Origin of the sequence: Leucobacter sp. M11, assembly GCF_035726885.1 — a bacterium.
In the GTDB taxonomy this organism is placed as follows: Bacteria; Actinomycetota; Actinomycetes; order Actinomycetales; family Microbacteriaceae; genus JAPFRB01.
On record NZ_JAPFRB010000003.1, the window covers coordinates 205,082 to 210,847 of the forward strand.

5 protein-coding genes are annotated in these 5,766 nt (G+C 75.0%); 2 read left to right on the forward strand and 3 right to left on the reverse strand.

From position 1 onward, the window contains the following. A partial coding sequence (locus OOT08_RS09220; protein ID WP_325092359.1) for an FAD-binding oxidoreductase occupies positions 1–526 on the reverse strand: 526 nt, incomplete at its 3' end. 243 nt (positions 527–769) lie between these two features. On the opposite strand from OOT08_RS09220, the gene OOT08_RS09225 reads away from it, so the two are divergent. Together OOT08_RS09225 and OOT08_RS09230 are read left to right on the forward strand one after the other, a co-directional pair. Beyond that, on the forward strand, positions 770–1,969 hold the full coding sequence (locus tag OOT08_RS09225) for a glycerate kinase (protein ID WP_325092360.1): 1,200 nt from the start codon (positions 770–772) through the stop codon (positions 1,967–1,969). A 67-nt stretch (positions 1,970–2,036) separates the two neighbouring features. Then, a complete protein-coding gene (locus OOT08_RS09230; RefSeq protein WP_325092361.1) occupies positions 2,037–3,218 on the forward strand; it encodes a glycosyltransferase in 1,182 nt (393 codons plus the stop codon). A 19-nt stretch (positions 3,219–3,237) separates the two neighbouring features. Here the strand turns inward: OOT08_RS09230 and OOT08_RS09235 are convergent, their stop codons facing one another. Both OOT08_RS09235 and OOT08_RS09240 read right to left on the reverse strand, forming a co-directional pair. Further along, positions 3,238–4,446 (reverse strand): glycosyltransferase, encoded by a 1,209-nt coding sequence (locus OOT08_RS09235; protein ID WP_325092362.1) that lies wholly within the window; start codon positions 4,444–4,446, stop codon positions 3,238–3,240. A gap of 76 nt (positions 4,447–4,522) precedes the next feature. Continuing rightward, positions 4,523–5,701, reverse strand: coding sequence for a class I SAM-dependent methyltransferase (locus tag OOT08_RS09240; protein WP_325092897.1), 1,179 nt, complete (start codon positions 5,699–5,701; stop codon positions 4,523–4,525). Between the last annotated feature and the right edge of the window lie 65 nt (positions 5,702–5,766).

A 5,766-nucleotide genomic window follows, 5' to 3' on the forward strand; every position in this document is an offset into this window, starting at 1 on the left:
CGTCGGCGAGGACCACGGTCATGCCGAGGACGTAGTCCGTCGTCACGCCGTACTTGACGCAGCACAGTCCCCCAGCGTTGGTCGCGACGTTGCCGCCGATCGAGCAGATCTCGAACGAGGACGGGTCCGGCGGGTACCAGAGCCCGTGCGCTGCGGCAGCCGCCTTCACCCGGGCGTTCATCGCCCCCGGTCCCGCGACGGCGGTCCGGGTCACCGCGTCGATGTGGATGTCGGTCATGCGCTCGAGCGAGATCACGATCCCCCCGTCCACCGCGGTGCTCCCCCCGGACAGGCCAGAGCCCGCGCCCCGGGGCACGATGGGGATGGCGTGCGCGGCGGCGCAGCGCACGGCCAGCTGCACCTCCTCGGTCGTCTCCGCGAAGACCACCGCGAGGGGCCGACCCGCGTTGGGATCGTTGGCTCGGTCCCGGCGGTAGGCCTCGGTGCTCACCGGGTCGGTGAGCACCCGCCCCGCGGGCAATTGCGTCTCGAGTTCGCGCACCGCCTGCGCGCCGGATTCAGTCATCGTCGGTCCTTTCATGCTGGGAAAGTACGAGCACGGTATCACCGGCGCGAACACAACTGGAAAAGAAGTTTCGCATCGCGGAAGTGGCCCCGCGCGCGCCTCCGCGGCTCCCCGGGGTCCCCCGATCGGCTTCGCAGAGGAGGCCCGCGGGGCGAATCGGCGGAGCAGATCGCGCGGCCCGTCGTCGCCGGACTCGGGCCGGATCCGCGCGTCGAGGCCCGCCGACGGCGCTACGGTAGAGGCATGGATTCCCGCGCCCTCCCCCTGATCGTCGCCGCCCCCGACTCCTTTAAGGGGAGCTGCTCCGCCGAGGAGGCCGCCGAGGCGATGCTTCGCGGCGCCCGGCAGGTCTTCGGCGAGCGGGCGGAATACCGGAGCGCGCCGCTGGCCGATGGCGGCGAGGGCACCCTGGACGCGCTCCTGGCGGTCTGGGGCACCCCCGAGCGCAGCGTCGAGGTGCGCGACGCGCTGGGTCGCCCGCGCAGCGGCCGATACGCGCTGAGCGTCGACGGGCGCACCGCGCTCATCGAGTCCGCCGAGGCGAACGGCCTGCCCTGGGTCGCCGACGTGGCCCTGCGCCCGCTCGACGCGGACACCCGCGGGGTGGGCGCGCTCGTCTCGGCCGCGCTCCGGGACGGCGCCGAGGAACTCCTGCTCTGCCTCGGCGGCTCGGCCACGAGCGACGGGGGCACGGGGCTGCTCAGCGCCCTGGGCGCCCGTTTCCTGGACGCCGACGGCGAGCCCGTCGCGCCCGGGGCCGCGGGTCTCGCCCGGATCACCAGCGTCGACGCGAGCGGCATCGACCCCGCCGCCCGCGCCGCCCGCTGGCGGATCGCCCTGGACGTGGACAACCCTCTGGTGGGCGCGCGCGGCGCGGCCGAGGTCTTCGGCCCGCAGAAGGGGGCGAGCCCGGAGGACGTGCGCGTGATCGACGCCGGGCTGGGTCAGCTCGCCCGCGTGCTCGCCGCGCACCGGGGCATCGAGCCCGAGGCCTACCTGGACCGCCCGGGCTTCGGCGCGGCCGGCGGCATCGCCCTGGCCTGCGTCGCGCTGCTCGACGCTGAGACGCTCCCCGGCGGCGAACTCGTCTCCGCGGCCGTCGGCCTCCCGGACATCCTCCGCGACGCCGCGCTCGTGCTCACCGGCGAGGGCCAGCTCGACTCGCAGTCCCTCGGCGGCAAGGTCGTGGACCTGGTGCTGGGCACCGCGCCCGCCGGGGTGCCCGTCGCCGTGATCGCCGGGAGCGTCCGGCTGAGCGCCGCGGAGTGCCGCGCCGCGGGCATCGCGCACGCTCGCTCGCTCGCGACGGGCCCCGACCCGCTCGAGGAGCTGCTCCGCACCGCCGAGATCCGCATCGAGGACGCGGCGGCCCAGGTCTGCCAGGCGCTCGCCACCCCGGCCCCGATCCCGTTCCCCGCCGTCTCCGCGCCCGACGCGTCCTAGGCGAACCGGCGGCGGACACCCGGCCGGCACCCGGCTCCCGCTCGGCTCGCGCCGCTAGGATTCGGGTATGCCTCAACTGCGGTTCCTGCTCGCCATCGACTACAAGCTCAGCTTCCTCGGCGGGGCCCAGACCGCCTTCGAGCAGCAGGCGCTCGCCCTGCGGGCCGCGGGCCACGCGGTGACCGTCCTCGCCCCCGACGCGGGCGGCAGCGCTCGCCTGCGCGAGGCCGGGGTGCGGCTCGTCGAGGCGCGCTCCCGCGGCACCGTTCCCGGCATGGACCTTCCCGTCGTGCCCCATACGAAGCGCCTGCGCGCGAGCCTGCGCCGGGAGATGACGACGCACCGGCCGAGCGGGGTCGTCGTGCACTCCGAGTTCGGCTTGGCCACGGCGGTGCTCGCCGTGGCCCGCGAGCTGGGGATCCCCTCCGCGCACACCGTGCACACCTTCTTTTGGCGGGGCCCGGCAGCCGCGGGCATCGCCGCGCCGCTCGTGCGCGGCTTCCACCGCGCGCTCACGGGGCTGCCCGCGCCGGGGGTGCGGCTCGCCCCCCGAGCCCTCGACAGCGCCCTCCGCGAGATGACGCTCGCCTGCGCCCGAACCGCGGACACCGTGCTCTCCCCCTCCGCGCACCAGGCTGAGGCGCTGCGCGCCGCCGGGCTGCCCCGCGTGGAGGTGCTCTCCAACACCTCGGCGCTCGCGACGGAGTTCGCGGAGCCGGTGGCCCCCCGGCCGCTCCGGCTCGTCTGGGCGGGCAGGTTCGCCCCCGAGAAGCGCATCGAGGTCGCGCTCGACGCGATTCGGCTGGCCGAGGCAGAGCTCGGCCCCGATGCCGTGGTGCTGGAGGTCGCGGGGGGCGAGCCGCCCCGCTCCCTGCGCGACGCCGCCCCGGCGAGCGTGCGCTTCCTGGGCCGGCTCACCCCCGCGCAGCTCTCGGAGCGTTTCGCCGCCGCGCACGCCGCGCTCATCACCTCGCACGGCTTCGACAATCAGCCGATGGTGGCCATCGAGGCCTTCCGGCTCGGCCGCCCGGTCGTCGTGTCTGACCCCGTGCTCGCGACCGAGTTCGGCGCCGCGGCCATCGGCGCCGTCACCCCGGAGGCTGCCGGACTGGCCGAGACGCTCATGGCGCTCAGCCGGGAGCCGGGACGGCTCGACGCGGCGGCGGCGGGCGCGCGGGCCTTCAGCGAGGCGGCCTCGGGCGACGCGCACGCGGCCACCCTGGTCGAACTGCTGGTCCCGCGCCGCTGAGCCCGGCCCTCCTCCGGGGCTAGGCCGCGGGGGTTTCGCCCCGGTACAGGGCCTCGAAGGTGCGCAGGGTGCGCTGGATGTCGTGCACCTTGACGGCCTCGAGCGAGCCGCGCTGCCAGGCCTCGCGCTGCGCCGCGTCCGCCGTGAGGACGGTGCTCAGGTGCTCCGCGAGCTCCGCGTCGTTGCCCGGCTGGAAGAGGAAGCCGTTGACGCCCGGCTGCACGAGGTGCGGCAGGGCCATCGCGTCCGCCGCGAGGATCGGCAGGCCGGAGGCCATCGCCTCCATCGTCGCGATCGACTGCAGCTCCGCGATCGAGGCGATCGTGAAGACGCTCGCGCTCGTGAGCACGGAGCGCAGCTGCTCGTCGTCGACCCGGCCGTGGAAGACGACGCGGTCCTCGAGGCCCAGCTCGCGGGTCAGGTGCTCCAGGCTCTTTTTCTGGTCACCGCCGCCAACGAGGTCGAGCTTCGTGTCGAGCGCGGGGTCGAGCCGGGCGATCGCCCGCAGGATCACGTCGATCTGCTTCTCGCCGGTCATCCGGCCGACAAACACGACCCGGTTCTCGGAGCGGGGCGTGAGGTCGGCGGTGTAGTTGCCGGCCTCGATGCCGCAGCTCACGGGGAGCACCCCGGTGCGGGTCGTGTTCCGTTCCAGGAAATCCGCCGCCCGGCGCGTGGGAGTCGTGACCCGGTCGGCGAGGCGGAGGATCCGGTCGGCGGCCTGCCACGCCCACCGGAAGAAGGTCTTCTCGAGCCGCTGGGGCAGCATCGTGAAGTCGAGGACGTTCTCGGGCATCACGTGGTTCGTCGCGATGATCCGGATGCCGCGCTTCTCGGCCTCGAGGGCGAGGCCGCGGCCGATCACGATGTGCGACTGAATGTGGACGACGTCGGGGTGAATCGCGTCGAGCAGCGTGGCCGCGCGGCGGCGCGCGGTCCAGGGCAGCACGAAGCGGAGCCAGTCGTGGGGGTACCAGCGCCAGCTCGCCCAGCGGTGCAGGGTCATGGGCTCGCCCTCGATCGTCTCGACGAAGGTGCCGATCCGCTTCCGGCTCGCCGAGGGGGCCACCACGTGCACGTCGTGGCCGTGCTGCACGAGCCCCGCGGCGAGGCGTTCGGCGAAGCGCGCCGCGCCGTTCACGTCGGGGGCGAAGGTGTCGCAGCCGATCAGGATGCGGAGCGGTCGCTCATCGTTCGAGGAGGCTGCGGCGCGGGTGGCTGGGGTCACGAGAGGGGGTGGTTCCTTGCTGCTGTCGGAGCCGAGGACGCGCTGGGCGCCCCGCGGTCGGGCGTGCACTACCCGATCAGTCTAGCGATTCCCCCGGGAGCGCCCTCGGAACTCGGGGCGGCTTCCCAGCGCCGCCCCGGCGAACGGCCGCCGTGACCAGGAAGGTCTTCGTGGCGGCCACGGTGCGGCTCGGCCCGATTTCGCGCTCGATGAGCGGCCCGTAGCCGAGCGGGGTGTTGTAGACGACCCAGAGCTCGCCGCCCGGGGCGAGCACCCGTCGGCAGCCCCGGATGAGGCGGTGCGCGAGGCTCGTGTCGACCGTCGCCCCGTTGTGGAACGGCGGGTTGAGCACGATCAGGTCGACGGAGCCCGCGGGGAGCGCGCCGACGCCGTCCGCGCGCACGGTGCGCACCCGGTCCCCGACCCCCGCGGCATCCGCGGTGGCCCGGGCCGATCGCACGGCGGCTGCCGACTGGTCACTCGCGATCACCTCGGCTTCGGGGCGGGCGAGGGCGAGGGACGTTGCGAGGGAGCCCGTGCCGCAGCCGAGATCGAGGATGCGGCGGGCCTCGGGCGCGGCCTCGTCGAGCACGTCGAGCAGCAGGCGCGTGCCGTGATCGAGCCGCGGGCCGTTGAAGGCGGCGCCGTGCGCGAACAGCGCGAAGGGCAGGTCGGGGTCCTCGCCGCGGAGCGGGTAGGGATCGGCGGCCTGGGGCAGCGCGCCCTCGGCGATGAGCACCCGGGATTTTTGCCGGGCCAGCTGCGGGGTGACGCTCGCGAAGGAGCGGGCCAGCACCTCGTTCATTCCGAGGCTCATGTGCTTGACGCGGCCCGCGGCGAAGACCCGCGCCGCCGGGTCGGCCCAGCGGGCGATCGCGCGGGCGATCTCGTCGAGCGCGTCGAGGCTCCGCGGCAGCTGCAGCAGGACGACGGTCGCGCCGGTGAGCAGCTCCTCGCTCAGATCGTGGTGCTGGAAGCCAGTGATGCCCTGCGCCTCGGCGTTGCGGGCGAGCGCCAGCTCCCCGAGCAGCGGGTCCTGGTGGGTGCGCACCCCGGCGGCGCCGTGCAACGCGAGCGCGCCCAGGGTGAGGGCGCCGTAGCGGTCGCCGATGACCGTGACGCTGCCGGGGGCGGCCGCGCGAAGCTCCGCGGCCGCGGTGTCCAGGAGGAGCCGGTCGCTCGCGTCGACGGCGAAGAGATTGGGGCCGCCGAGGTCGGGGGCGCGCTCCAGCAGCTCGAGAGAGAAGCCGGTCACCGGGGCAGCCCGGTCCGGCCGTGGCCGCTCGGGCGCGCGGGTAACGCCCGGAAGCTTGGCTGCTT